20 protein-coding genes are annotated in these 25,952 nt (G+C 35.8%); 18 read left to right on the top strand and 2 right to left on the bottom strand.

Going from position 1 to position 25,952, the window contains the following annotated elements; translation table 11 throughout:
- The first annotated feature begins 96 nt into the window (after positions 1–96).
- The 6 genes from BK577_RS22850 to BK577_RS22825 all read left to right on the top strand — a co-directional run bounded on the left by BK577_RS22850 (position 97) and on the right by BK577_RS22825 (position 6,975).
- The gene (locus BK577_RS22850; RefSeq protein WP_139367423.1) at positions 97–1,023 is read left to right on the top strand and encodes an ArsR/SmtB family transcription factor; all 927 of its coding nucleotides are present in this window, start codon (positions 97–99) and stop codon (positions 1,021–1,023) included.
- Positions 1,024–1,129: 106 nt separating this feature from the next.
- On the top strand, positions 1,130–2,413 hold the full coding sequence (locus tag BK577_RS22845) for an extracellular solute-binding protein (RefSeq protein ID WP_169908451.1): 1,284 nt from the start codon (positions 1,130–1,132) through the stop codon (positions 2,411–2,413).
- 43 nt (positions 2,414–2,456) lie between these two features.
- Positions 2,457–3,356, top strand: a complete 900-nt coding sequence (locus BK577_RS22840; RefSeq protein WP_078435054.1) for a carbohydrate ABC transporter permease — start codon at positions 2,457–2,459, stop codon at positions 3,354–3,356.
- Positions 3,353–4,183: a carbohydrate ABC transporter permease gene (locus BK577_RS22835; protein ID WP_078435053.1), complete on the top strand. Its 831-nt coding sequence runs from the start codon at positions 3,353–3,355 to the stop codon at positions 4,181–4,183. The genes BK577_RS22840 and BK577_RS22835 overlap by 4 nt, the downstream gene beginning before the upstream one ends.
- Positions 4,184–4,206: 23 nt before the next feature.
- The gene (locus tag BK577_RS22830; RefSeq protein ID WP_218970502.1) at positions 4,207–6,006 is read left to right on the top strand and encodes a glycoside hydrolase family 2 protein; all 1,800 of its coding nucleotides are present in this window, start codon (positions 4,207–4,209) and stop codon (positions 6,004–6,006) included.
- 12 nt (positions 6,007–6,018) lie between these two features.
- Positions 6,019–6,975, top strand: coding sequence for a glycoside hydrolase family 43 protein (locus tag BK577_RS22825; RefSeq protein WP_078435052.1), 957 nt, complete (start codon positions 6,019–6,021; stop codon positions 6,973–6,975).
- A 48-nt stretch (positions 6,976–7,023) separates the two neighbouring features.
- Here BK577_RS22825 and BK577_RS22820 read toward each other — a convergent pair whose 3' ends face one another.
- Positions 7,024–7,857, bottom strand: a complete 834-nt coding sequence (locus BK577_RS22820) for a helix-turn-helix domain-containing protein (RefSeq protein WP_078435051.1) — start codon at positions 7,855–7,857, stop codon at positions 7,024–7,026.
- A gap of 181 nt (positions 7,858–8,038) precedes the next feature.
- Between BK577_RS22820 and BK577_RS22815 the strand changes: the two genes are divergently transcribed.
- Both BK577_RS22815 and BK577_RS22810 read left to right on the top strand, forming a co-directional pair.
- Positions 8,039–8,860 (top strand): phytanoyl-CoA dioxygenase family protein, encoded by an 822-nt coding sequence (locus tag BK577_RS22815; protein WP_139367422.1) that lies wholly within the window; start codon positions 8,039–8,041, stop codon positions 8,858–8,860.
- Positions 8,861–8,906: 46 nt separating this feature from the next.
- Positions 8,907–9,773, top strand: coding sequence for a sugar phosphate isomerase/epimerase family protein (locus BK577_RS22810; RefSeq protein ID WP_139367421.1), 867 nt, complete (start codon positions 8,907–8,909; stop codon positions 9,771–9,773).
- Between the two features lie 149 nt (positions 9,774–9,922).
- Here the strand turns inward: BK577_RS22810 and BK577_RS22805 are convergent, their stop codons facing one another.
- A complete protein-coding gene (locus BK577_RS22805) occupies positions 9,923–10,687 on the bottom strand; it encodes an IclR family transcriptional regulator (RefSeq protein WP_078435049.1) in 765 nt (254 codons plus the stop codon).
- Positions 10,688–11,054: 367 nt separating this feature from the next.
- Here BK577_RS22805 and BK577_RS22800 point away from each other — a divergent pair, with 367 nt between their 5' ends.
- From BK577_RS22800 to BK577_RS22755, 10 genes are all read left to right on the top strand, one after another.
- The gene (locus tag BK577_RS22800; protein WP_078435048.1) at positions 11,055–13,037 is read left to right on the top strand and encodes a YjhG/YagF family D-xylonate dehydratase; all 1,983 of its coding nucleotides are present in this window, start codon (positions 11,055–11,057) and stop codon (positions 13,035–13,037) included.
- Positions 13,038–13,173: 136 nt separating this feature from the next.
- On the top strand, positions 13,174–14,793 hold the full coding sequence (locus tag BK577_RS22795) for a glycoside hydrolase family 43 protein (protein WP_078435047.1): 1,620 nt from the start codon (positions 13,174–13,176) through the stop codon (positions 14,791–14,793).
- A gap of 433 nt (positions 14,794–15,226) precedes the next feature.
- Positions 15,227–15,868: a YesL family protein gene (locus tag BK577_RS22790; RefSeq protein WP_078435046.1), complete on the top strand. Its 642-nt coding sequence runs from the start codon at positions 15,227–15,229 to the stop codon at positions 15,866–15,868.
- Between the two features lie 91 nt (positions 15,869–15,959).
- Positions 15,960–17,507 (top strand): response regulator transcription factor, encoded by a 1,548-nt coding sequence (locus BK577_RS22785; protein WP_169908450.1) that lies wholly within the window; start codon positions 15,960–15,962, stop codon positions 17,505–17,507.
- A gap of 26 nt (positions 17,508–17,533) precedes the next feature.
- On the top strand, positions 17,534–19,285 hold the full coding sequence (locus BK577_RS22780; RefSeq protein WP_078435044.1) for a sensor histidine kinase: 1,752 nt from the start codon (positions 17,534–17,536) through the stop codon (positions 19,283–19,285).
- Positions 19,286–19,623: 338 nt separating this feature from the next.
- Complete coding sequence (locus BK577_RS22775; RefSeq protein WP_245823565.1) at positions 19,624–21,270, top strand: extracellular solute-binding protein; 1,647 nt, start codon at positions 19,624–19,626, stop codon at positions 21,268–21,270.
- A gap of 92 nt (positions 21,271–21,362) precedes the next feature.
- The gene (locus tag BK577_RS22770; RefSeq protein ID WP_078435043.1) at positions 21,363–22,337 is read left to right on the top strand and encodes an ABC transporter permease; all 975 of its coding nucleotides are present in this window, start codon (positions 21,363–21,365) and stop codon (positions 22,335–22,337) included.
- A gap of 14 nt (positions 22,338–22,351) precedes the next feature.
- Entirely contained in the window at positions 22,352–23,266 is a 915-nt protein-coding gene (locus tag BK577_RS22765; protein ID WP_078435042.1) for a carbohydrate ABC transporter permease, read from the top strand.
- A 61-nt stretch (positions 23,267–23,327) separates the two neighbouring features.
- Positions 23,328–24,338: an endo-1,4-beta-xylanase gene (locus BK577_RS22760; protein ID WP_281252636.1), complete on the top strand. Its 1,011-nt coding sequence runs from the start codon at positions 23,328–23,330 to the stop codon at positions 24,336–24,338.
- Positions 24,339–24,373: 35 nt separating this feature from the next.
- Positions 24,374–25,951 carry a glycoside hydrolase family 43 protein gene (locus BK577_RS22755; RefSeq protein WP_245823564.1) on the top strand — a complete coding sequence of 526 codons (1,578 nt, stop codon included), beginning with the start codon at positions 24,374–24,376 and terminating at the stop codon, positions 25,949–25,951.
- The last annotated feature ends 1 nt before the right edge of the window (position 25,952 follow it).

Genomic DNA, 25,952 nt, shown 5'->3' with positions numbered 1-25,952 from the left:
AGTATGAATAATATTTTTATTACAACCCTTGACATATACTCTACCATTTAAGATAATTTTTATAACAATAAAACATGTAATAAAATGGAGGGTATCGTGAGAACATTACAATTAACTTTACATGAAGCTATAGAAATATGTAAAACACTTGGTCATGAACAACGAATGCAGATCATTAAGATATTGGCTGATGGTCCGAAAAATGTAAATGAACTATCTGATCGTCTAGGGATTCCATTTAGTACGGCTGCTGTGAACGTGAAAAAATTGGAGGAAGCAGGACTAATAAGTACAGAAATGATTCCTGGGCGTGGAAGCCAAAAAATTAACACTAAACTATATGACAGAATTATTATAAACTTAGAGGAGCCTAAACAGGTAAATGAGGATTCAGTAACGTTTGAAATGCCTATTGGTGAATATGTTAATTGTGAAGTTGATCCATCTTGCGGACTTTTAGGTGATCAAGAAATTATCCATATTCTTGACGACCCTCGCTCTTTTTATGAACCGGAAAGGAAAAAGGCGCAATTAATTTGGTTTCGCTCAGGTTTTGTTGAATACCATTTTCCGAACAGAATCCCGTATGGAGTCAATATTGAAGAATTATATTTTTCAGTAGAGATATGTTCTGAAGCTCCTTATCACAAAGCGGATTGGCCATCAGATATTACGTGCTGGGTTAATGATAAAGAGCTGGGTTATTGGACGTCTCCAGGTGACTTCGGAGGAGAGAGGGGGTTCTTAACTCCAAGTTGGTGGGAAACACATAATACCCAGTACGGTCTATTGAAAAAATGGAAAGTAAACCATGAAGGCAGCTTTATTGATGGAGTAAAAATATCCAACACCACTATCGAAGATTTGGAGCTCTTGGAAAAACCTTATATTTCCTTAAGACTTGGGGTGAAAAAAGATTCCGTAAATATGGGAGGAATCAATTTATTTGGCAGTCAATTCGGTAACTATGAACAAGACCTCATTATGAAAATAAAATATTCCTTACCGTTGGTAAATGAATAAAGCGTTCCTACACGGAACGCTTTTTTATTATATAAATTATTATAATAAAAAACATTGATTTATTATAATAAATCATGTAATAATAATGGCAAGAGGAGGGATTCATGTGACGAAAAGAAAATGGATTTTAGTAATTACATCACTCATTTTATTCTTTAGTGGGTATTTTCTCTATCGATCATATTATGAAAGAAACGTTTCAAATATAGAAGAGGGAAAAATTGAAATCGCTTTTATTAATGGCTTTACAGGCGGCGATGGAGCCTATATGAAGAAGATTACGGATGGATTTAATCACGCACAAGATAAATATCATATCGTTGAACTTCAGGAAAAGGATCATTATACAAAGTTTAAATCGGGAAACTATGATTTGGTAGTTATTCATGGGAATAACCTGGAAACGTATAAAAAAGACGGCTTAATTCAGGATATATCAACGGTTATGGAAAAAGCCGGAGTTAAGGAAACTGATTTTCATCCAGCAGGAAAGAAGATAATGAAACTAGACGGAAAATTATTTGCTGCGCCTCTAGATATTCATCCTTTAACCATGTTATATAACAAAGATCTTGTTTCTGAAAAAATCACAAACTACGGAGATATAATCCAGTTAAATGCTACATTGCAGGCTAAAAACAAAAATGTATACGCTTTAGGAGTTCCGTCAAGTGGTCTAGTTGAATTTTATATGTTAACGATCGCAGCTCAAAACGGAATTGACTTGAAAAAAGATAATTATTTGAATTTTAGCAAACCTGAATTTGCTGATGCATTAATGCAATTTCACGATATGGTTTGGAAAGATAAGATATCACCTTCAGGACTTGGTCTTGACGGAGAGTTTCAATCGTTTATGAAGCAAAATGCAGGAGGAGGTACTGACCAAACAGCTGTTGCTTTAACAGGCCCTTGGTTTTACGGTGCTGCAAAGGAACAGTATGGTAATAAGCTAGGTGTATCTTCTGTCCCTAAGTTAGGAGAAAAACAGGCAGTATACGGGAATTCTCATACAATCGCTTTATCTTCCAAAGTGGAAGACCCTGAAGTTCTAGAGGGTATTTCGGCATTTTTACACTATCTGTATACTCCAGAGAATTTGATCAATTGGGCTGAGGGAGGACAAGCCCCGTTACATCTACCGACAATAAAATTAATGGAAGAAAACAAGGAGAAATATGAAGTGGCCTATGCGAATACTCAACAATTTGATGCATTTGTTCCTGCTCCACAAGTGTATTTATTTGGAGAACAAATTCGTTATATGAACACAACTGTTTTTACAAAAATAGTCTCCAATAAAAACTTTACTAAAGAGCAATTAATGGTGGAACTAGATAAAGCGACAGATTTAGCAAAACAAATAGGTGATGCAGAACCTAAAAAATAAGAAGACAAGAAGGGCAAAAAATCATAAGCATGGAGGTAACCAAATGTTTAACAAAAAATCTTCAAGAAATTGGGCTGTGTTGATGATATCTCCATTCATTTTGTTTTTTGTTATGTTCTGGCTAGTGCCTCTCCTTTTTGGAGTATGGATCAGCTTGCATGATTGGAACATTTCTAATGGAAATAACGGGTTTGTAGGATTGAAAAATTACGTCAATATTCTCACTTCAGGAACGATTTATAATGAGCTTTTTATGAAAGGTTTAATGAATACATTAGTCTTTGTCGTGATTAGCGTACCACCGTTAATCATTATTAGTCTTGGTCTTGCGCTGGTAATAGATAATTTACCTGATAAGTTAAAGCCGGTGTTTAGAACGATTTATTTTCTTTCATATTCTGTATCTGTAACAGCTGTTTCAGCAATCTTTTTATGGCTATTTAATGGAAATGGCGGTTATATTAACAATCTTTTAGGTAGTCAAGTAAATTGGCTGGGAGAACAGCCATATGCATGGTTAACGATTCTCATTGCAACTGTTTGGTGGACCATTGGATTTAACATGCTATTATTTGTGAATGCGTTGGACGAGGTAGATGGAAGCTTATATGAAGCGGCTGGATTAGATGGTGCCGGGCCATTTGCAACATTTAGATATATCACTCTTCCTGAAATTAAAAATGTGAGCATTTTTATTCTAATTACAACTGTTATCGCCTCATTTAATTTGTATGGACAAACACAGCTTATTACGGCCGGCGGTCCTGAGCAATCAACAACTACACTAATTATGAATACTCAGCAAACGGTATTTAATTTAAATCAACTGGGTGTGGGCTCAGCAATGGCCATGCTAATGGGAATTGTTATGATGCTGGTAACGGGTGCTCAGTTTTGGATGTCTTACAAAAAGAAGGAATTTAAGGAAGTGACCTCAAAATGAAAAAAAGCAATAAAAAATCGATTCCGATCGTTATCATTGCGGTGTTTCTCTCAATACTATTTTTACTTCCGCTTGTATGGATGATCTTTACTTCTTTTAAAACTTTGGGAGAGTCCATGTCAAGTACGTCCATTCTGCCGAAGGAATGGACGCTGGTAAATTATACGGAGATGTTTACAGATGCTTCTCAAGCACCAATTATATTATGGTTGTTCAACACAGGGATTGTTACCTTAATTGGAACAGTTTTGGTCGTTATCGTTGATATACTAGCTGCTTATGCATTGGCGAGGCTTAATGTTCCAGGGAAAAAGGTCATTCTTCTTCTAGTAGTAGGTGCTCTAACAATTCCGGGGATTGTCACGCTATTTCCGGCCTTTTACCTGTTTAAAAGTGTGAATTTGTTAGACACATTTGTACCACTTATCTTTCCATACACGGCCAGCACACTTGGTGTATTTCTTATTTATAACTTTCTACTTTCTTTTCCGAAAGAATTGGAGGAAGCGGCTTATCTAGATGGTGCAAATCAATGGGATATATTGCTGAAGGTAATCTTCCCAACAATTAAACCGGTAGTCATGACTCTAGGGGTTATCACCTTTATGAATATATATAATGATTACTTATGGCCGTCATTAGTTGTGAATTCAAATGAAATGAGAACAATTACCACAGGGATAGCAAGCTTAATACAAGGTTCAAACTTTGTGAACCCTGCCAAAATGATGGCTTCGACCGTTATTGCAACAATTCCGGCCATTATCGTATTTTTATATGCAAACAAATACTTTGTGAAAAGTGTCACTAACTCTGGAATAAAATAATAGATTCGTAAGGAGAGAAAAAAATGATCGATCGTAAAGAATATCCGCGTCCTCAATTAGTAAGGAAAGAATGGATCAATTTAAATGGCATTTGGGACTTCGCTTTTGATGATCAAAATAAGGGGTTAGAAGAAAAGTGGTTTAATAAATCACAGGTATATAATCAAAACATCAACGTTCCTTTTGCTTATCAAACAAAGCTTAGTACTATAGGAGATTCGGCATTTCATGATATTGTTTGGTATCGTCGTGAATTTGAGGTCCCTAAAAGCTGGGAAGAGAAACGGATCATTTTACATTTTGGAGCGGTAGACTATCGTGCATGGGTGTATATCAATGAACAGCTTGTTGGATTTCATGAAGGTGGCCATGTGTCATTTTCATTTGATATTACACATTATTTGACCGGAGGAAAAGAAACCCTCGTTGTTCGAGTGGAAGATCCTTCAACAGATGAAACAATTCCCAGAGGGAAACAATATTGGGTCGAACAATCTGATTCCATTTGGTATACGCGGACAACTGGAATCTGGCAAACGGTATGGCTGGAACCTGTAAGTTCCTCACACCTTTCAAAAGTAAGGTTTACACCAGATGTAGATAATGGAGAGATTAAACTTGATTTTGAAGTGAATGGTGATTACCAAGGGAAAAAAGCAGAAGTAGAAATTCGATTCAAAGATGAACTTATTGCCAAAGATTGTATCGATATTCATGAACGATTTAATAAACGAACAATACATTTATATAATCGGAAAATCTTTAGAACGGGTTTTCACCACGATGGTTGGAATTGGACACCGGAAAATCCAAATCTTTTCGATGTGAAATTAATCTTGAGAGATGATCAACAGGTATTGGATCAAATAGATTCTTATTTTGGGATGCGGAAAATTCATACTGAAAATGGAATGATCTATTTAAATAATAAGCCTTATTACCAGAAGTTGGTTCTAGATCAAGGCTATTGGCCGGAAGGGTTATTAACGGCACCTTCAGATGAGGATCTGAAAAAAGATATTGAGCTTGCAAAGGAAATGGGTTTCAATGGTTGCAGAAAGCATCAAAAGGTTGAGGATCCTAGATTTTTATATTGGGCAGACCAATTAGGTTTCTTGGTCTGGGGGGAGTGTGCAGCTTCTGCTTCTTATAGTGAAGATGCTGTTGCTAGATTAACAAGAGAATGGTTTGAAATCATTGAAAGAGACTATAATCATCCTTCAATTGTTGCGTGGGTTCCTTTAAATGAAAGTTGGGGAATTCCGGGAGTTCGTGCCGATAAACAGGAACAGCATCATTCTCTTGCCATGTATCATATGATTCATTCAATAGATACGACCCGTCTAGTCATCTCAAATGATGGCTGGGAAATGACAAAATCTGATATTTGTGCCGTTCACAATTATAATCATGGCAATAAGGATGAAGCGGCAAAATATGAAGCATTTAAAGAGTCTATAGTAACGAAAGAGAATATCCTTACATCACAGCCTGCAAAACGTAAAATTTATGCTAATGGTTTTGAATACCGAGGAGAGCCGATCATTTTGACTGAGTTTGGAGGAATTGGTTTTAAACTGGGTGAGGACTCAGGGTGGGGGTATACATCTGTAAGTAATAAAGAAGAATTTATAAGTGACTACAAACGAGTGATGGAAGCAGTTTATACTTCAAAAGCTCTTCACGGTTATTGCTATACACAATTGACTGATGTTGAACAAGAAATTAACGGGCTTTTAACCTATAGTCGTGAACCAAAATGTGAGTTATCAGAGATAAAAAAAATAAATGACATGTGGCATCAGGAAATCGTAAAGAATTAGGTGGTGGAATGTATGGAAAAAGGATTTCGAACAATAAAGAAAGTAAAAACAGATGAGATCCATATGAGAGATCCATTTGTCTTTCCTTTTGAAAAGGAAAAGAAATATTACTTATTTGGAACAACCTTTGCTGATGGATGCGGAGATAAGGAACCAATTTTTGAAGTCTACGTCGGAGAAGATTTAAACAATTGGGAAGGACCTTATGTTGCATTTCAGCCTTCGAAAGGTTTTTGGGGAGTACGGCATTATTGGGCTCCTGAGGTATTCGAAATTGATGGGCGTTTTTATATGTTTGCTACCTTTAAAGGAGGAATAGGAGAGCATCGCGGTACAGGTATTTTGGTTTCTAACCATCCTGCCGGTCCATACAAGCCTCATAGTAATGGTCCTGTAACACCTAAGGATTGGGAATGCTTAGATGGAACATTTTATGAAGACAAACAAGGACAGAGGTGGATCGTTTTCTGTCATGAATGGACACAAGAATATGAAGGGAAAATAAAAGCCATTCAATTAACCCAAGATTTAACACAAGCTAAGGGAGAGGCTGTACAAATAGTAAATGCAGCAGATATGGAATGGATCCGCAAATTTGGGGATCCCCGGATTGAAAAGAATGGATTTTTAACTGATGCACCGTATATGTATCATGCGAAAAACGGAGATTTAATGATGTTATGGTCAAGCTATTCCATTCCAAACTTTGGAGATGCCGGTTATGGTGGTTATACTGTAGCTGTGGCAAGATCAACTTCAGGTAAGATAGAAGGACCATGGACACATGACAAGGGCTTATTAATGGATCGGAATGCTGGTCACTCCAGTCTCTTCCGTGACTTCCAGGGGCAATTGTATATCTGCACGCATTATCCTGATACACCTCACGGAAGTGAAAGACCACTATTTGTAAAAGTAGAAGAGGTAGAAGATGGTCTGGTGATTGAACCAAGTGCTGGCATGAGTTAATCTCGTGGATATTATAAATAATATTCCTCTTTTTCCATCATCCTTCAACTAATAGGACCAATAATTAGGTTCTATTAGTCGGAGGATTTTTTTATACTCTCTTGGTGAGACACCGTAACGCTTACGGAAATGTATAGCAAAATAGTTATAGTTTTGATATCCAACCTCATAGGCAATCTCGGAGGCAGATCGATCCGTATGTTCGAGCAAAAGAGCAGCTTGATTTAGTCTCATTTGTTTCAATGTATCAAGAATTGAATGTCCGACATTTTCTTTAAATAAATGAGAAAGTCTTGAAGGAGATAAGTTTACACTTTTTGCTAATTTATTAATGCTAATAGAATCCTTCATTTGTTTGGAAAGGATATGAAGAACCTCTTCAATACGTGAATCCAACGCTTGCTCTTGTCTTTGGGCAATTAATAATAGAATTTCTTTTAGAGAAAGTTCACATAACTCATACCAATATCTCTGTCTCTCTCGATAATCTTGAATAAGCTTTTCAAAGGATTGGTTGATCCTATTGCGAATATATTCGTTTTCTATTGTAAGATTTACAAGGCGTTTATCTGATAGATAGTTGGTTTCAAAGAGTTCAGGAGAAAAGTGGGCCCAGTAAAAGTGCCATGTTTTCCCCCTGCTTGTTCCGTATTGGTGGGGAACAGTTGGCCTTAATATTGTCACATCCCCTTGAGTGCATTTTATATGTTCATCACCTGTCTTAAAATAACCTTCGCCATCTAGGGTGAATGTAATCAACCAATCGTTCATTCCGGCTTGCCTTTTTGTTTGATATGTATCCTTTACAAGAAAATGACCGGCAATTAATACATGGGATTCAGGGTAAGCTACATAATCAGATGGTAAATCTATATCCGCCATGTTTATTCCTCCTTGGGATTTATGTAAACCCTTTTATCCTTTCAATATATCATACTGGTTATTTTAAAGAATAGCAGGATTGTTATAGTTTTTAGTTGTTTCATTACTTCAACAATAAGAAAAAAGTATTTACACTTGTTGATATAGAATCACATTTATGACGATAAAGGAGATGGGAGTAGTGGCAACAAAGTTAAAGGCGATTACACCTGAACAAAGAGAACAGTTTGAACAAGCAGGGTATTTAATTGTGAAAGAAGTATTTACGAAAGAAGAAATGAAAGAACTTGATGAAAATTTTATGAAAATGAGTAATGACGTCATTCCTGGTTGTTTTGAGCCTGATTTAGACTCGTCATTAGTAGATGGTGAACATGACCCGTTAAAACGATATCCCAGAATGATGCATCCACACCGTGTTAATGATGTTGCAATGAGATATATGTTACATCCAAAAGTAATGAAAATACTAAATGATTTATTTGGCGAAGAGGCGTTGGCAGCTCAAAGTATGTTTTACTTTAAACCCCCTCGAGCGCGCGGGCAGGCTCTCCATCAAGATAACTTTTATTTGAAAGTAGAACCAGGGACTTGTATTGCAGCATGGACTGCGGTTGATCGTGCTGATCAAGAAAATGGTACATTACTCGTCGTGCCGAAAACGAATAACGATGATATTTATTGTCCCGAAAAAGCAGATGCGAAGGAATCTTTTACAACTCACTATGTAAAGGTTCCAAAAGGCTTAAAAGCTGAACCAGCTATATTAGATGCAGGGGATGTATTGTTCTTTAATGGAAATTTGATTCACGGTTCCTATCGTAATAAAACGAAGGATCGATTTAGAAAATCATTTATTTGTCATTATGCCGGAGAGTCAACGACAAAGATTGGAAGCTTTTATAGCCCATTATTTAGAGAGAATGGAAGTAAGGTAGAACCAGATACAAATCAGGATTCAGGTCCATGTGGAGAAGTATTTGATGCTGAATACCCTCATTAAGTGGTGTTGATAGAACAATAGAAATGAAGAGAATGGAGATGAAAAGGTGAAAATCGATATTCAACAGTCTTGGTGGGCTATGAATGGACTAGGGAATGGTCACAGAGAATGGACGATGGAGGAAAAGTTTGAAAAAATAGCTGAAGCAGGCTTTACGGGTATCATGGGTGAGCTTCCAAAAGAAAATGAAAAGGTGATATGGAGACGCTTACTAGATGAATATCAATTTAGCTTCGGAATCCATTCCTTTCCATCCAGAAGCGAAGATCTTCAGCAGTTACTAGTAGAAGCAAAAGAATTTGGAGTCCAATACGTGAGTTCCCAGGTAATGGATGATTTTATTATTGGTGAAGAAGCAGTTCAGTTATTAAAAAATCTTGTAGACGAGGCAAAAAAGGCGAATATCCCATATTTTGTGGAAACTCATCGGGGGAGGATTACCCAGGATTTAATTCGAACAGTGAACTATGTAAAAGAAATTCCGGATCTACGTTTAACAATCGATTTATCACATTATGTAGTGGCTGGAGAAGGATGTCATTCTGCTAAAGCAGAAGAATGTTTTGATATTTTATTGAAAAGAACGTCCTCCATCCATGCACGTGTATCAAATGGTCATCAAATACAAATCGACATTGGATCAGATGGCAGCCATCCAATAACAGAGCGTTTTGTTAAATGGTGGGAGAAAGGAATGTCATACTGGTTGCAGGAAGCAAAACAAGGAGATGTTCTACCGCTTGTCTGTGAGCTTGGACCTCCAGATTACTCAATAACAAAACAAACATCTTCTGATTCGAAAGAAATATCAGATCGTTGGGAACAGGCGATTGTGTTTAAGCGTATCTTGGAAGGAGCTTGGGAAAGGGTAGTTCAAAGGCCTTATCCGGTACAAAGTAAGCTATTTACGTAATAACAGCTTATAAACAAAGGTAGTCAAGAAGTGATAGTTAAGTAACTAGCTCGAAGTTAAGAGCCAATTTGGAATAGAAGAACAACTTCTATTCCAAATTGGCTTATTTGTTGCTAAACCCCTTAATGGCATGATATCTAAAGACGTACTTAATCCGGTAATCCATATCTTACATGGTCAGATAACTCATGCCCTACTTTTTTAAGTAGAACAATAAACTCTTCAAGCTTCTGATCATTCACACTAGATACTAAGGTTGAAATACTAACCGCAGCAAGAACCTGATTATTATGATTTTTGATAGGGACTGCTATACAACGGACTCCTATTTCGTTTTCTTGGTTATCTACTGCGTATCCAAGTTGACGTACCTTTTCAAGCTCTTCCAAAAGATTCATTTCATTTGTAATTGTTTTTTTTGTAGACGAAGTGTATTCATAGTCTTGTAACAATTGAGTAATCACTTCTGGCTTTTGAAGTGACAAGAGTACTTTTCCAATCGCTGTAGAGTGAAGAGGGATTCTCCGACCTAATCGGGAATAACGGATCACTGATTTTTCTCCTTCTTCTTTATCAATGTAAACCCCTGCGTTTCCATCCAATATTCCGAGATGAGTAGTTTGACCTGTACGTTTCGATAGATCCAAAAGGTAACTTTTCGCAATCTTTCTGATATCAATTGTACTTATAACTAAATTCCCTCTCTCGACAAGTTTTAATCCGAGCCTATACTTGCCGTTTTCAGGATTTTGATCGATATATCCGGACTCTTGAAGTGTTTTTAATAACGAGTGGACAGTACTTTTATGGAGACCCATTTTTTCACTTATATCAGTAATTTTAAGCTCATTTGTATGTTCATCAAAAAGATCTAAAATTTTAAGAGAACGTTGGACAGATTGGATAATAGGCATATTTTTATTTTTACCTCTTATTTAAAAGTTTAAGTAGTATTCGAAAAATACAAACACTTCTTATTGTAATTTTACAGTAATATAATCATGATGAAATTGCAATCAAGAACTGAATTCTTTTAATAAGAATGAGAAGAAATGAAGTAGATGATTTAGCCAATTAATCCCAATGTAAGTGTTTACTTTTTAGGGGTTTATGCTATAATCAACACAAGAAATTTATATAATAGCATTGTGTTTTATAATATAAAACTAATTTGTCTAAAAGAGAGATGATAATGAAAATTTCAAAAAGTTAACAGGGGTTTATTCCTTCGGTATCCACAATTTTTGATGAAAATAATCAACTTAATCTGGAGTGATTAATATGTCATTACATTCAATTTTTGGTGAAGAAGAACAGTCTCTTTATAAAGTGAAAACACATGCTAAAGGACCAATCGGTGCACTTCCTCTTACCACGCAGATGCTTGAAGATTCCCCTAGTGGAGATCTATTCGGACTTACTCAAAATGTTGGTATGGGTTGGGAACCTAAGGATCTTCTTGGAAAACAAGTTTTGATTCTAGGTACGAAAGGCGGCATCCGGGATTATGATGGAAGTCCAATCGCTTTAGGATATCACACAGGACATTGGGAAGTAGATTTATTAATGATAGAAGCTGCAAAAGAAATTCGTGAACGAAATGGTGTCCCTTTTGCAGGATTTGTTAGCGATCCTTGTGATGGACGTTCACAAGGTACGTTAGGGATGTTTGATTCCTTTCCTTTTAGAAATGATGCAGCGATTGTTTACCGCCGTCTAATAAGGTCACTTCCAACACGGCGTGCAGTGATTGGAGTGGCTACCTGTGATAAAGGATTACCAGCGATGATGATTGCCCTTGCTGGAATGCAAGATTTACCAACGGTTATTGTCCCAGGTGGTGTAACGCTTCCACCAACAGTTGGTGAAGATGCGGGGAAAATACAAACAATTGGTGCGAGATTTGCAAACAAAGAAATCAGTTTGAAGGAAGCTGCCGAACTTGGTTGTGTCGCATGTGCAACACCAGGTGGCGGGTGTCAGTTTCTAGGTACAGCTGCTACTGCACAGGTCGTTGCAGAGGCATTAGGTTTAGCCATTACTCATTCAGCTCTTGCTCCATCTGGTCAGCCAATTTGGGCAGAAATGGCAAGACAGTCTGCACGTGCAGTATTAGAAATGGAGAAAAGTAAAACAACGACAAAGGATATTATTACTGATAAAGCGATTGAAAATGCTATGGTCGTCCATGCGGCATTTGGAGGATCAACAAATCTATTACTTCATATACCGGCTATTGCCCATGCTGCAAAATGTAAGATTCCGACTGTAGAAGATTGGGTTAGAATTAACAAGAAAACTCCACGTTTGGTAAGTGTACTTCCAAATGGACCGGATAATCATCCAACTGTAAGAGTGTTTTTAGCAGGTGGAGTTCCGGAAGTTATGCTTCATTTACGAAAATTAGGACTATTACACGAAGATGTATTAACTGTTACAGGAAATACGCTTGGGGAGAATCTGGATTGGTGGGAGCACTCAGAGCGACGCGCTCAGATAAGAAAGCGTTTAATTGATGCAGATGGAATTCACCCTGATGAAGTGATTATGAATCCGATAAAAGCGAGAGAAAGAGGTTTAACTTCTACAGTTACATTCCCTACAGGAAATATTGCGCCAGAAGGTTCTGTCATCAAGTCAACATCTATCGATCCTAGTAGAGTAGGGGAAGACGGGGTATATCGTCATACTGGAGTAGCGAAGATTTTTACGTCAGAAAAATCAGCTATAAAAGCCATTAAAACAGGTGGAATTGTAGCAGGAGATATCATGGTGGTTATGGGGGGAGGTCCTTCAGGAACAGGAATGGAAGAAACGTATCAGCTAACATCAGCATTGAAGTATCTACCTTTTGGTAAATATGTGTCACTCATTACAGATGCTCGTTTTTCGGGAGTTTCAACAGGTGCATGTATAGGTCATGTTGGTCCAGAGGCATTGGGCGGCGGTCCTATTGGGAAACTACGAGATGGAGATGTGATTGAAATCATAGTTGACTGTTATGAATTGACTGGTTCTGTTAACTTTGTTGGAACGAAAGATGCAAGGGTTTCAATAGAAGAAGCAACAAAAATATTAACTATACGTGAGCCGCATCCTGACCTTAAACCACACCAGGATCTTCCTGATGACACAAGACTGTGGGCTGCATTACAGGCAGTAAGTGGAGGTACATGGCGTGGAAGTGTATATGATACAGATCGAATTATTGAGGTATTAGAAGCTGGTATGAAAGCAATGGAAAAGGAAAAAGAACAAGTTTAACTATAAGTGTAGTTTAATGAGAATAATATTTTGATATATATAGGATATTCCCTTTTAGCCTAATATGATTTTTGTTAAAGGAAAGTGTAACTCTATGCGGTTTGTAAGGCGTTAAAATAGGAAAGGAAGGGACTTTATGAATAAAATAGTAAACCCCGTATTGCGAGGATATCATCCGGATCCCTGCATAATAAGAGTTGAAGATGATTATTATATTGCAGTTTCTACATTTGAATGGTTTCCCGGAGTTCAAATTTACCATTCAAAGGATATGGTGAACTGGAGACTTCTTACTTATCCATTAACGCGTACTAGTCAATTGAATATGATTGGAAACGTTAATTCAGGTGGAGTCTGGGCTCCTGCATTAAGTTATTCTGATGGACTATTTTATTTAATATATACGGATGTAAAGAGTAGAATGGGAGCTTTTAAAGACACCCATAACTATATGATAACAGCTGAAAATATTGAAGGACCATGGTCTGAGCCAATATATTTAAACAGTAGCGGATTTGACCCTTCCTTATTCCATGAAGAAGATGGAACAAAATGGTTGGTGAATATGATTTGGGATCACCGTAAAGGAAAGAATTCTTTTGCAGGAATCGTTATGCAGGAATATTCTGTTGAAGAAAAAAGATTAGTAGGTCCTGTTAAAAATATTTTTAAAGGTACTAGTATTGGATTAACAGAGGCTCCACATATCTATAAAAGAAATGGTTACTATTATTTAGTAACCGCAGAAGGTGGTACTTGGTACACCCATTCAGTAACAGTTGCTAGATCGAAGTCTTTACAAGGTCCATATGAAGTAGACCCTATGAATCCTATTCTTACTTCAAATCAAAATGATATGAGCCAATTACAAAAATCAGGACATGCTAGTTTTGTAGAAACACAGAATGGAGAATGGTATATGGCTCATTTGTGTGGACGTCCTGTTGTTGATAAAAAGTGTATCTTAGGTCGTGAAACAGCGATACAAAAATGTTATTGGACAGAGGATAATTGGATTCGTGTGGAAGGTGGTCCACATCCAAAGATTGAAGTAGAAGCACCTGATTTAGAACATCATCCATTTGAAATAGAAAATAACTATGATGATTTTCAGGAGAATTCTTTGAAAAAGTATTGGAATTCTCTCAGAAGAGAATTCAATAAAGATTGGATTTCTTTAGAGGAACGAAAAGGATATTTAACAATTAAAGGTGGAGAATCCATGCAATCCACTCACCACCAAAGTCTTTTAGCTCGAAGATTGGAAAGTTTTCAGGTGGAGGTTGAAACGGAAATAGAATTTAATCCTGAACATTTTCAACAAATGGCAGGTCTTATCATTTATTATGATACTGAAGATTATGTATATCTCCGTATAACGCATCACGAGGAGTTAGGAAAATGTCTAGGGATTATTGAATCAAAACATGGTAGTTACGATGAGTTGTTAGAGAAGGATGTTCCACTAAACTCATCGGAAGGTACTAAATTAAAAGCAAAAATCGATAAACAGTGGTTGCAGTTTTACTATAAGGAAGTTCATGGCGAGTGGCAAGAAATCGGGCCAAAAGTAGATATAAGTCATCTTTCAGATGACGATGCAGATTATATTCGTTTTACAGGAACATTTATTGGTATGTGTGTACAAGATTTAAGTGGACAACGAAAAGCAGGGTACTTTAAATATTTTGATTATACGAATTTAAGCCTTTCCGAGAACAATGGAAAAGATTATTTTGCAGTTTCACAAAACTGATTGTTTAATTTAAACTGTTATTCAATTAAAAGAAAAAACTCCTATTAAAGATGTATTGCTTGTTTATTTCTTACAGCAAAATCTTACGTATAGGAGTTTTTTGGGCTTGTGTAAGTTGATTTGAGAGAATCGAACAATAAAAACAGTTTGGAAATAATTGCAGAATAAGTTGGACCGGTCTAAGTTTTTTAAAGTAAAATCTATAGTTTATAGGGTAATTGAAGAATGATGAAAAGGATATAATTGTAAGTGCTTACAGATTTCTGAGTGTGTTCGAATTTCCTAACTATGGAAAAATAGTAATTCGTATTTGTCAAAAAGGATCTATATGCATTCTATAAAGTAAGAAGGTTGATTTTGAGCTATCTGCCTTCTTATTTTCCATATAATCAGTTATTTATGGGCTTATCATAAAGATGAAGGGAGAAAGAAAATGGGGAAAGTTCTCAATATAACAAAGTTTTATCTGTTGTTAGAATGGGTCATGTGGTTGGCATACATTAATTTGTTGTGGATCGGCAGTGTGCTGATTGGGTTTATTGTATTTGGTATTTTTCCGGCAACAGTTGCAATGTTTACGGTTATTCGTCACTTGCTACTAAAGGATACTACTGGAAAACAAATTTTAAAGACCTTTGCTTTAACTTATAAGAAAGAATTTTTTAAGTCTAATTTGATCGGATTAATTTTCTCATTAGTTGGTTATTTACTATATCTTGATTTCTTATATATTCAAAATATGACTGGAGCAACATATTATTTGTTTCAAATAGGGTTGATTTTTATTAGTATCATCTATTTTATCTCTTTATTATATATTGTACCTGTATATGTACATTATGATTTGAAATTTAATCAATATTTTAGACATGCTCTTTTAATCGGTATTCTTAGTCCTATCACGACCATGCTTATTGTAATAGGATTAACCCTCCTTTATTTTCTGCTAGTTTTAATACCGGGATTAATTCCTTTAATAACGACCAGCACATTCGCTTTCATTATAATGGGTTGTGCATTAATCGGATTTCGTAGATTAGAAGATAAGCAGCAATCAGTTAAGTCAACATTGTGAGTCTATCTGACTTTTAGTATGATAAAATGAAAGCGTTATATATGTGTATGCGGTATATGCCGAAGGGCCCATATGATTGGAGGGAATGGCTATGGCTTACAAAGTATTCTTAGTAGATGATGATCGATTTGTTCGCAAAGGATTGATTAATCTCATTGATTGGGAAAGCTGTGGCTTTAAAGTTTGTGCAGAAGCTGATAATGGAGAAGATGCCTTAGAGTACATCCAGTTGAATGATCCCGATCTGGTCATTACTGATATCAAGATGCCGGTGTTAGACGGCCTCGAGTTGATAAAGCAGACAGTAGAGTCAAAGAAATCTCCTCCAAACTTTATTATTATTACTGGATATAGTGATTTTAAATATGCTCAAAGAGCTGTTAAGTATAGTGTCCATGATTTTATTTTAAAACCAGTTGATAAAGATGAGATAGAAGAGACACTTAAAAAGGTTGCGGAGAAGCATACGAAGAAATTACAGGTGGACCGAAATAGAAACAATATTCTTGCTACTACTGCATTTAATGAATTAATAACTGGAGAATTAGAAGAAGAGCATCGTCATGATTGTATGAAAAAGTTGAATATTAACCAAACAACAGGAATGGCGTATATGATTATTGAGATAAACAATGTTATGGTTAATGCGACAAAGATACGTGAAGTCATAAGTAAAACGATTCATGGTGAAGACCTTCATTCTACTACTTTATTTCGTGAACATGGCAATAATCGTATTGGCATACTAGTCAAAAGTGAGGAGATTCAACAATTCAATGGGAATATAGTGCAATTCTCAAAAATAATAAAGACTAAGTTAATCGGCAGTTTGAATACGGATGTTTCTATATTTGTTGGGAAAATTGTAAATGATCCCGATGAAATCAAGGAGACCTATGAAACGGCAGTAAAGACTTTACAATTCAAGTACTTAGAACCCGTAGAAAACCCCATTAATTATGGCAAAACAAAAGTGTCTGCTGTGAACTATATAGAGCTTGATCATGGTTTATACCAAACACTGATGGAGCATATAGAAGAAAATCAAATTTCTAAAATAAAAAATTCAATCGATAAAATGTTTGAGCAATTTCAGGAAAAAGCGTTTGCAAAAGATGCGGTAAGAACGTCCATTAATCGGGTAGTTCATGAAGTAGTTAAAACCATCCAGTCGATGGATGGGGATGAAAAAAATGTCCCCTCCCTTCAAACCATGTTAAATTGGGATAACCTGCCTCGTACTTTACAAAAGATAAAAGAAATATTTTTGGAATTTATATTAGAAGCCGCCATACTTTTAAATCAATTGAATAAAGATTCTGGAAAACTAAATATACGTAGAATAAAAAAATATGTTGATACACATTACAGAGAAGACCTTACATTAAAGAGTATAGCTAATCAATTTTTTATGAACCCAGTCTATATGGGACAGTTGTTTAAAAAAACGTATGGATTATACTTTAAAGATTATCTTTTACAAGTCCGTATCAGTGAAGCAAAGAAAAAGCTAAGACAAACGGATATGCGAATTTATCAGGTAGCTGAAAATGTGGGGTTTTCCAATTCAGATTATTTTGTCACTCAATTTGAAAAAACCACTGGTATGACACCGACTCAATATCGAAAAAAACTATAGGGGAAAATGACCGAGATGGAGTTACCATGAGGATATATAAGTTTAATAATCTAAATTTAAGAAACAAACTGCTCATCATATATATTTGTACTGTATTTATTCCAATCACATTAACCCATATCGCGTATTATCATGTTACGACCAATAATGTTAGAACACAGAAAATGAATGATATGTCTCTTTCTGTGAAACAGATAGCAAACGATTTCCAAACATCTATAGATGATGCTGTCGGAATTTCCTCTATGATTTACACGGACTATGAACTATACAATCTTTTAGAAACGAAGTATAACTCATCGATAGATTTTATCCATGCTTATCACGATTACTTCGGGGATATAAGTAAAGAAGTGTCACTTTATCCATCTGTTCATTCTATTAAGCTATACACAGATAATGATACTGTCATATATGCAGGTGGGATCAGTAAAATTGACACACTTGTTAAAGGTTCCACGTGGTATAAAGAATCAGAATTAATTAGAAGCTCCTACCCAGTTTTAATAAGAAGTGTTGGAGATTCAGGAAAACATGATATGTTTAGTTTAATAAGAGAAATGGATTATTTTGTTTCTAAGAATTCTACGCAGAAAATACTAGAGATAAATCTTGAAGCAGGATTAATGCATAGTATTTTTCATGATGTTACGTTTCCGGGAGAATTATATTTATTGAATGATGAGGGTACTATTGAATATACGACAAATTCAAAGATCGATTGGTCTGAAAGCAAATATCCGTATAAATCCGTTTCATTACCTGACGATAAAGTTATTTTTGAAGAGTCATATAATCTTCCTTATTTGAATAATTGGAAAGTGGTTGCTGTTACTCAAGAACATGTTTTACTTGAGGATATTAAAGGGTCACGGAATTTTATCCTTTATTTAGCACTTATTAATTTAATTTTCCCATCCCTTTTTATTATTTATATAACAAGCTCCCTTCATTTACGAATAATACGTATTTTAAGACATATGAGAAAGGTAGAAGATCAAAACTTTGAGCTGATAGAAGGAGTAGATGATCAGGACGAAATTGGTGAACTAACACATGCGTTTAACAGGATGGCTTCTAAAATTAAGAGACTGATAAATGAAGTGTATGTCGCAGATATTCAAAAGAAGGATTTAGAATTACAACGAAAGCAGGCTCAGTTAAGTGCCTTGCAAAGTCAAATCAATCCACACTTTTTATTTAATGTTTTAGAAACTATTCGTATGAGAAGCATATTAAAAAAAGAAGATGAAACAGCAAAAATCATAGAAAACATTGCTAAAATGCTTAGGAAATCATTTATTTGGGGAAAAGATTGGGTTACAGTAGATGAAGAAATTTATTTAATTAAATGCTTTCTAGAAATACAGCATTATAGATTCGATGATAAAATGCAATACCATATTGATATAGATCCGAAAGCTGCTAAGTGCCTAATCCCAAACATGTCACTCATCCCATTTGTTGAAAATGCCAGTATTCATGGTATTGAACCGATAAAAGGAAAAGGGATGATCACCATTTCAATCAAACGTAGTGATGAAAAGCTAGTATGTGAGATAAATGATAATGGGCAGGGAATGGAAGCAGAGGAATATGAACAGGTCATGCAATCATTAGATGAGGTTGCAAACATTGGTGAACATGTTGGAATAAAAAATGTTTACTATCGTTTAAAATTACATTACTCTAATCAGTTTGAATTTAATATAATAAGCACAAAAGGTGTAGGAACAACAGTAAAAATTATTCTTCCGTTTTTTGAATACAAAAATTAATTTTTTACTTACTTTCAAGAGATTAATAGAAAAACCAAAACCAATGTGTGTCGAATTCTTTTTCGGTGTACATTGGTTTTCTTATTTAAATGGCTTTTTTGCAAGGTTGTTGCTTTTGAAACCTACTATTTAACTGTATAGTGTCTGGAGCGCAATGGAACGAACTAATTTTAATCCAAAATAACGAAGTGAGAAAACAACCATTTCAAACATCACTAAAGTTTACAAAGTAAAAACTATACTTTGTCAGGTCACTAATAAATAGTGTCTAAGTTATAATGAAAGTGCTTACAACTTGGTGTGAAGCAATAAGTAATCATTAAAAAGGGGGAGTTAAAGTGGTAAAAAGAAAGTCTCTAGTTTTGTTTTTATGTCTTATGCTAGTGCTGTCCGTCGTAACGGCATGTACAAACAAAGAAAGTGCTGGACAAGAAGAAGGAGAAGTCTTTACTTACAAATTCTTTAATGCATCTTCAACTGGTAAAGACGTTAACACAGCTGATACCAAAATTGGAAAAATGTTTGAAGAAGCAACCGGAGTTAACTTTGACATTGAACATATCGTTGGAGATAGTAACCAAAAGATAGGGACAATGATTGCTAGTGGAGAATACCCGGAATTACTGAATGCTCAAAACGCGACAAATGATGTTATTGATGCAGGAGGATTTGTACCACTTAATGATCTTATTGAGGAGCATGCTCCAAACCTTAGAAAATTGTATGATCCAATTTGGGAGAAAATGAAACAAGAGGATGGAAATATTTATATACTTCCATCTGGTGTATCAAATGGTTATATTAAGCCTCCAAATGTTGGACAAAGTGCATTTTGGATTAAACGTGAAGCATTAAAAGAACAAGGTTATCCACATCCAAAAACAATAGATGAGTTTTTTGAGATTGTTGAAACATATGCAAAAGCCCATCCTAAAACAGATGGAGCAGATACCATTCCTTATACATTATTACAATACGATTGGCATGTTGGACAGCTTTTTGACCCGCCGGCATTCTTATCAGGTGAACAGGAAGGAATAATGGTTGATGATGAAACATTGGAAGTATCTGTTCATCATAATCAGGATATTACAAAGAGATGGCTCAAAATATTAAATGAAGTAAATGCTAAAGGACTATTTGATAGAGAAGCCTTTACACAAAACTTTGATGAATATCTGGCTAAGATTTCTTCAGGACGAGTTGTTGGATGGTTTGGACCGCGTTGGGAATCAGGTACAGCATTAGACACACTTGAGCTGGATGATGATCCTTATAATGATTATATGGGCTTCCCGATTGTTTTTGAGGAAGGAATCAAAGATCAGTATTTAAATCCAGAATCTTACGTTACTTCTCCGGGGATGGGACTTACGTCAGGTACTTCTGAAGAAGATCAGATTAGAATTATTAAGTTTTTAGATCATATGGCAAAGCTTGATTCTCAAAAGTTAATTACATGGGGAATTGAAGGAGAAACGTATGAAGTAAATGAAGAAGGTCGTTATTACCGAACTCAGGAACAAATTGATTTAGTGAACAAAGAAGAATTTAGAGATGAATTTGGCTTTAAAGCATTAGGTTGGTACTGGCCAATTATGGGAGGTACATTTGATGATGGTAACTCTGTTGATCCAGCTGTTCAACCTGAAGTTGCCCAACTTGCTTATGATGAAGTGGACAAAGAGTTCTTAGAAGCCTATAAAATTGAAACATTTACGGATTTATTCACTGAGCCGGATCCGGCACCATGGTTCCCGTTCTGGGATGCAGTGATCGAAACTGGCTCTGAAGCACAGTTATATGACCAACAGTCCCGTGATCTTATCAAACGGTCATACCCTGATATCATACTTGCAGATCCGTCTAAATTTGATGCAGAGTGGGATAAATTTAAGGGAGAATTTGATAAATTGCCGTATAAAGCTTATGAAGATGTAATAGAAGCATCCGTTAAAAAAGAAGCTGAACTAATGGGCAAGTAGATAAGAATCTTAATGAAAAGGCTGAATGATCTATAGAGAGAAGTTCAGCCTTCTTCATTGTTCATGATCAATTAGGAAGGGGCGGTCTTATCATGCAGGCACAAACAAAAGTAAAATCACATACGTCTCCAATTGTGCAACTAAATCAAGAAAAGGGTATGAAAGCATTTATTAAAAAATGTCGGAGTCAAAAGGCATTATTATTAATGACATTGCCTTTTGTCATTTGGGTATTTATTTTTAAATATTTCCCTGTTTGGGGATGGTCAATGGCATTTCAGGATTTTAAACCAGCTCGACCTTTTTCAGAACAAGAATGGGTAGGTTTTAAGCATTTCATTTTTCTATTTACTGATGATCGATTCTTAGGTGTTCTTAGAAACACATTGGCACAAAGTGTTATTAATTTAGTTTTAGGGTTTGTTACAGCTATTGGGTTAGCTCTATTAATCAATGAATTAACGAATCTAAAATTTAAAAAAGTTGTTCAGACTATTAGTTATTTACCTCACTTCCTCTCTTGGGTTGTAGCAGCAGCACTTGTTTCCTCTGTCTTGTCTATTGATGGAATCGTTAACGAAATACTGATGGGACTGAATATCATTGACAAGGAAATTCTTTGGCTAGGGAAAGGTGAATATTTCTGGGGGATTTTAGGTGCCTCAGAGGTTTGGAAAAATGTAGGATGGAATACGATCATTTATTTAGCAGCCATATCAATGATTGATCAAGAACAATATGAAGCAGCAAAAATTGATGGGGCTTCCCGTTTACAAAGGATTAGATATATTACCCTTCCAGGAATGAAGCAAGTCATTGTCATCCTTTTGATTATGAATATTGGATATATCATTGAGGCGGGATTTGAAGCTCAATATTTATTAGGTAATGGTCAAAATATAGAGTTCTCAGAGAATATTGATGTATTTGTTATTAACTATGGTATTTCTATGTTCAATTTTTCATTGGCAACAGCAGCGGGAGTGTTTAAAACAGTAATTAGCTTGATATTCTTGATGGCAGCTAACTCATTCTCGAAAAAAATGGGCCAAGGCGGTTTATATTAAGGAGGGTGATAAAAATGTTAAAAGTTAGAAAAAGAAATAGTTTGATGAGGACGAGAGAAGATGTAGTTTTTGATACGTTTAATATACTGTTCATGATTTTACTTAGTGTTATTATGCTGTATCCTTTTATAAACCAAATTGCCCTTTCTTTAAATGCCGCAACAGATTCTGTGAAAGGTGGAATCTACTTATGGCCAAGAGAATTTACTTGGCGAAACTATGAATATGTTTTCAGTCAAGCATCGATTATTCAGGCCATTTTTGTTTCTGTTGCTAGAACAGTTGTGGGTACAGGGGTTGGATTATTATGTACAGCTATGGTGGCCTATGCGATCGCTCAAGAAAAATTTGTTTTTAAAAAGTCTGTAACCATCATATTTATTATGACGATGTATTTTAATGGGGGATTAATTCCAGGTTACCTTTTAATGAGAGATTTGCATTTAATTGGAACTTTCTGGGTGTATATTTTACCGGGATTAATAAGTGCATTCAATCTTATTATTATGCGCTCATTTATAGAAGGTCTTCCTAAAAGTCTTTTTGAACAAGCGCGAATTGACGGTGCAGGGGACTTTAGAGTGTTCTTTCAAATTGTGCTGCCTCTGTCCTTACCGGTTTTAGCTACGGTAGCATTATTTGTTGCTGTAGGCCAGTGGAACCAATGGTTTGACGTATTTTTATATAACTCAAGTAACGAGAATTTAACGACCTTGCAATATGAGTTAATGAAGATCCTTCAAAACACAGCAACTTCAAATGGAGATTGGAATACTGCTCAAGCAAGTGGTGAGCGTGCTGTCCAAGCTGTCACCCCTAAGTCAATTCAGGCTACTATGACCATTGTAGCAAGTCTCCCTATTATTTGTGTGTACCCGTTTTTACAAAAATATTTTGTTAAGGGTATGACATTAGGGGCTGTTAAGTAAATCATGGCATGTTTCTGGAATAATAAATTGGTTTTCTACTATATTTGAAGGAGCGATTCGGGTGACAACATCTAAAGTTCAAAATGAAGTCCCATCTCTTTATAAAGAATATGAAGATTACTTTCTTATGGGAGCAGCCGTAAATCCCTTAACAATCAAATCCCAAAAAGAATTGATTATCAAACATTTTAATAGTCTTACGGCAGAAAACGAATTGAAGTTTGAAAGCTTGCAACCGGAAGAGGGAACTTTTACGTTTGATCAAGCAGATCAGCTTCTATCGTTTGCCAATGATTATGGAAAAAAAGTAAGGGGACATACTCTTGTTTGGCATAATCAAACACCTGATTGGGTCTTTACAAATAAAAATGGAAATTCTGTTGATCGATACACCCTTTTAGAACGAATGAAAACACATATTTCTACTGTAATGGAAAGATACAAAGGACAAATCTATAGTTGGGATGTTGTAAATGAAGCTGTTTCTGATTCTGGAGCTAACTTGTTAAGAGATTCTAAATGGAAAGACATTGTTGGGGAGGATTTTATCGATAAAGCCTTTGAATATGCCCACCTGGCAGACCCAAATGCATCGCTGTTTTATAACGATTATAATGAGTCAAATCCGGAAAAAAGAGAAAAAATATATTCGTTGACAAAGGGATTAGTGGAAAGAGGAGTGCCAATTCACGGAATTGGTTTACAGGCACATTGGAATTTATATAGTCCTACTTTGGATCATATTAGAACTGCTATAGAGCGATATGCTTCTTTAGGATTACAGATTCATATTACAGAAATGGATGTTTCTGTATTTGGTTCTGATGATAAACGAACTGATGTAAAAGTCCCTACAGAAGAAATGGTAGCTAAACAGACCGATCGCTACAACAGTTTTTTTGAACTATTACGAGAGTATTCTGACGTGATCACATCCGTTACCTTTTGGGGAGCAGCGGATGATTATACATGGCTCGACAATTTTCCAGTGCGTGGAAGAAAGAATTGGCCATTATTATTTAATGAACATCATCAACCAAAGGAATCTTTTTGGAAGGTGATTAATAGATAAGAGGTAAAAAGTATAGGTCGAGGGGATGTGTTATTGTGTGTAAAGAAAATCATTCTAATGGAACAATACCAACTCAACAAGAAGAGCGGATTTTTAAGAATCCGATTATCTGGACAGATATACCTGACCCAGATGTTATCAGGGTAAATGATGTTTACTATATGACAAGCACGACTATGTATTATAACCCCGGTGTTCCGATTATGAAATCCTATGACCTATTAAACTGGGAAATTGTGAATTATGTATACGATATCCTGGCAGATAATGAAGAACAAATACTTAGTAGTGGGAAAAACGAATATGGCAAAGGTTCCTGGGCAAGTAGCATCCGTTATCATCATAACACCTTTTATGTAACATTTGGTTCCTTGGCAACAGGTAAAACATATATCTATCAAACAAATGATATTGAAAAAGGTCATTGGACATCTTCCGTACTAGATGAATACTATCATGATATGTCTTTATTATTTGATGATGATGGGCATGTGTATATGGTTTATGGTAATCATGATATCAAAGTGATTGAACTTACCGCTGATGCTACAGCTATCAAAGAAGGAGGACTTAATAAAGTAATCATTCCTCAGGCGAGTCTTGTTGCGTGTCCAAAGGAGGAAGTTGGTTTACCCGCAGAAGGAGCACATATACAAAAAATAAATGGAATGTACTATGTCTTTACTATTACATGGCCAAAAAATAGAAATCGAACTCAACTAGTACACCGTTCAGAAAAGATAGATGGAGAATATGAAGGCAGAGTTGCTTTTAACCATAAAGGGATTGCCCAGGGCGGGATCATCGACACGATAAATGGAGAATGGTATGGCTTATTGTTTCAAGATAGCGGTGCACTTGGACGGATACCATATCTTATCCCTGTTACATGGGAAAATGAATGGCCAATTTTCGGAGAACAAGATAGCAGTTTGAAAAAAGTGATGAGTCGAGATGGACGCGTGAGCGGTAAACAATATGTGGTGGATTCAGATGAATTCGACCTGACAACATCTTCATCAAAAGGTTTTTCTGATGGAGACTGCCATAAGCTTCTAAAAGTAGTATGGCAGTGGAATCACAATCCCGATCATCGCTTTTGGTCACTCACAGACCGCCCTGGTTTTTTGCGACTTACCACAGGAAACACATGCAAAAATATAGAAGAAGCAAGGAATACACTTACACAACGAACAATGGGTCCGGAATGTTCAGCGAAGGTAGCGTTGGAAATAACCAATATGAAGGATGGAGATCTTGCCGGTTTTGCTGCCTTTCAAAAAGACTATGGGTTTGTTGGTGTGAGAAAATCAGGAGAGACTTACTTTATTGTTATGATCAATAATAGTTTAGGAGATGGGAAAGAAATAGAAAGTATTCCCGTCAACCAGGATAGAGTGTATTTTAAAATTTATGTAGATTACCGGGATCAAGTAGATAAAGCTTATTTTTACTATAGTCTTGATGGGGAGAAGTGGAATTCTATAGGTAACATCCTTCAAATGAAATATAAATTAGATCATTTTGTAGGCTATCGATTTGCTTTATTTAACTATGCAACAAAAATACCTGGTGGTTTTGTAGACTTTGATTATTTTAGGTTAGATGAATAGG

Source organism: Metabacillus halosaccharovorans, from assembly GCF_002019635.1.
Lineage (GTDB): Bacteria > Bacillota > Bacilli > Bacillales > Bacillaceae > Metabacillus > Metabacillus halosaccharovorans.
The sequence above is the reverse complement of the archived record's forward strand: the minus strand, read 5'-3'. Positions and strand labels throughout refer to the sequence as shown.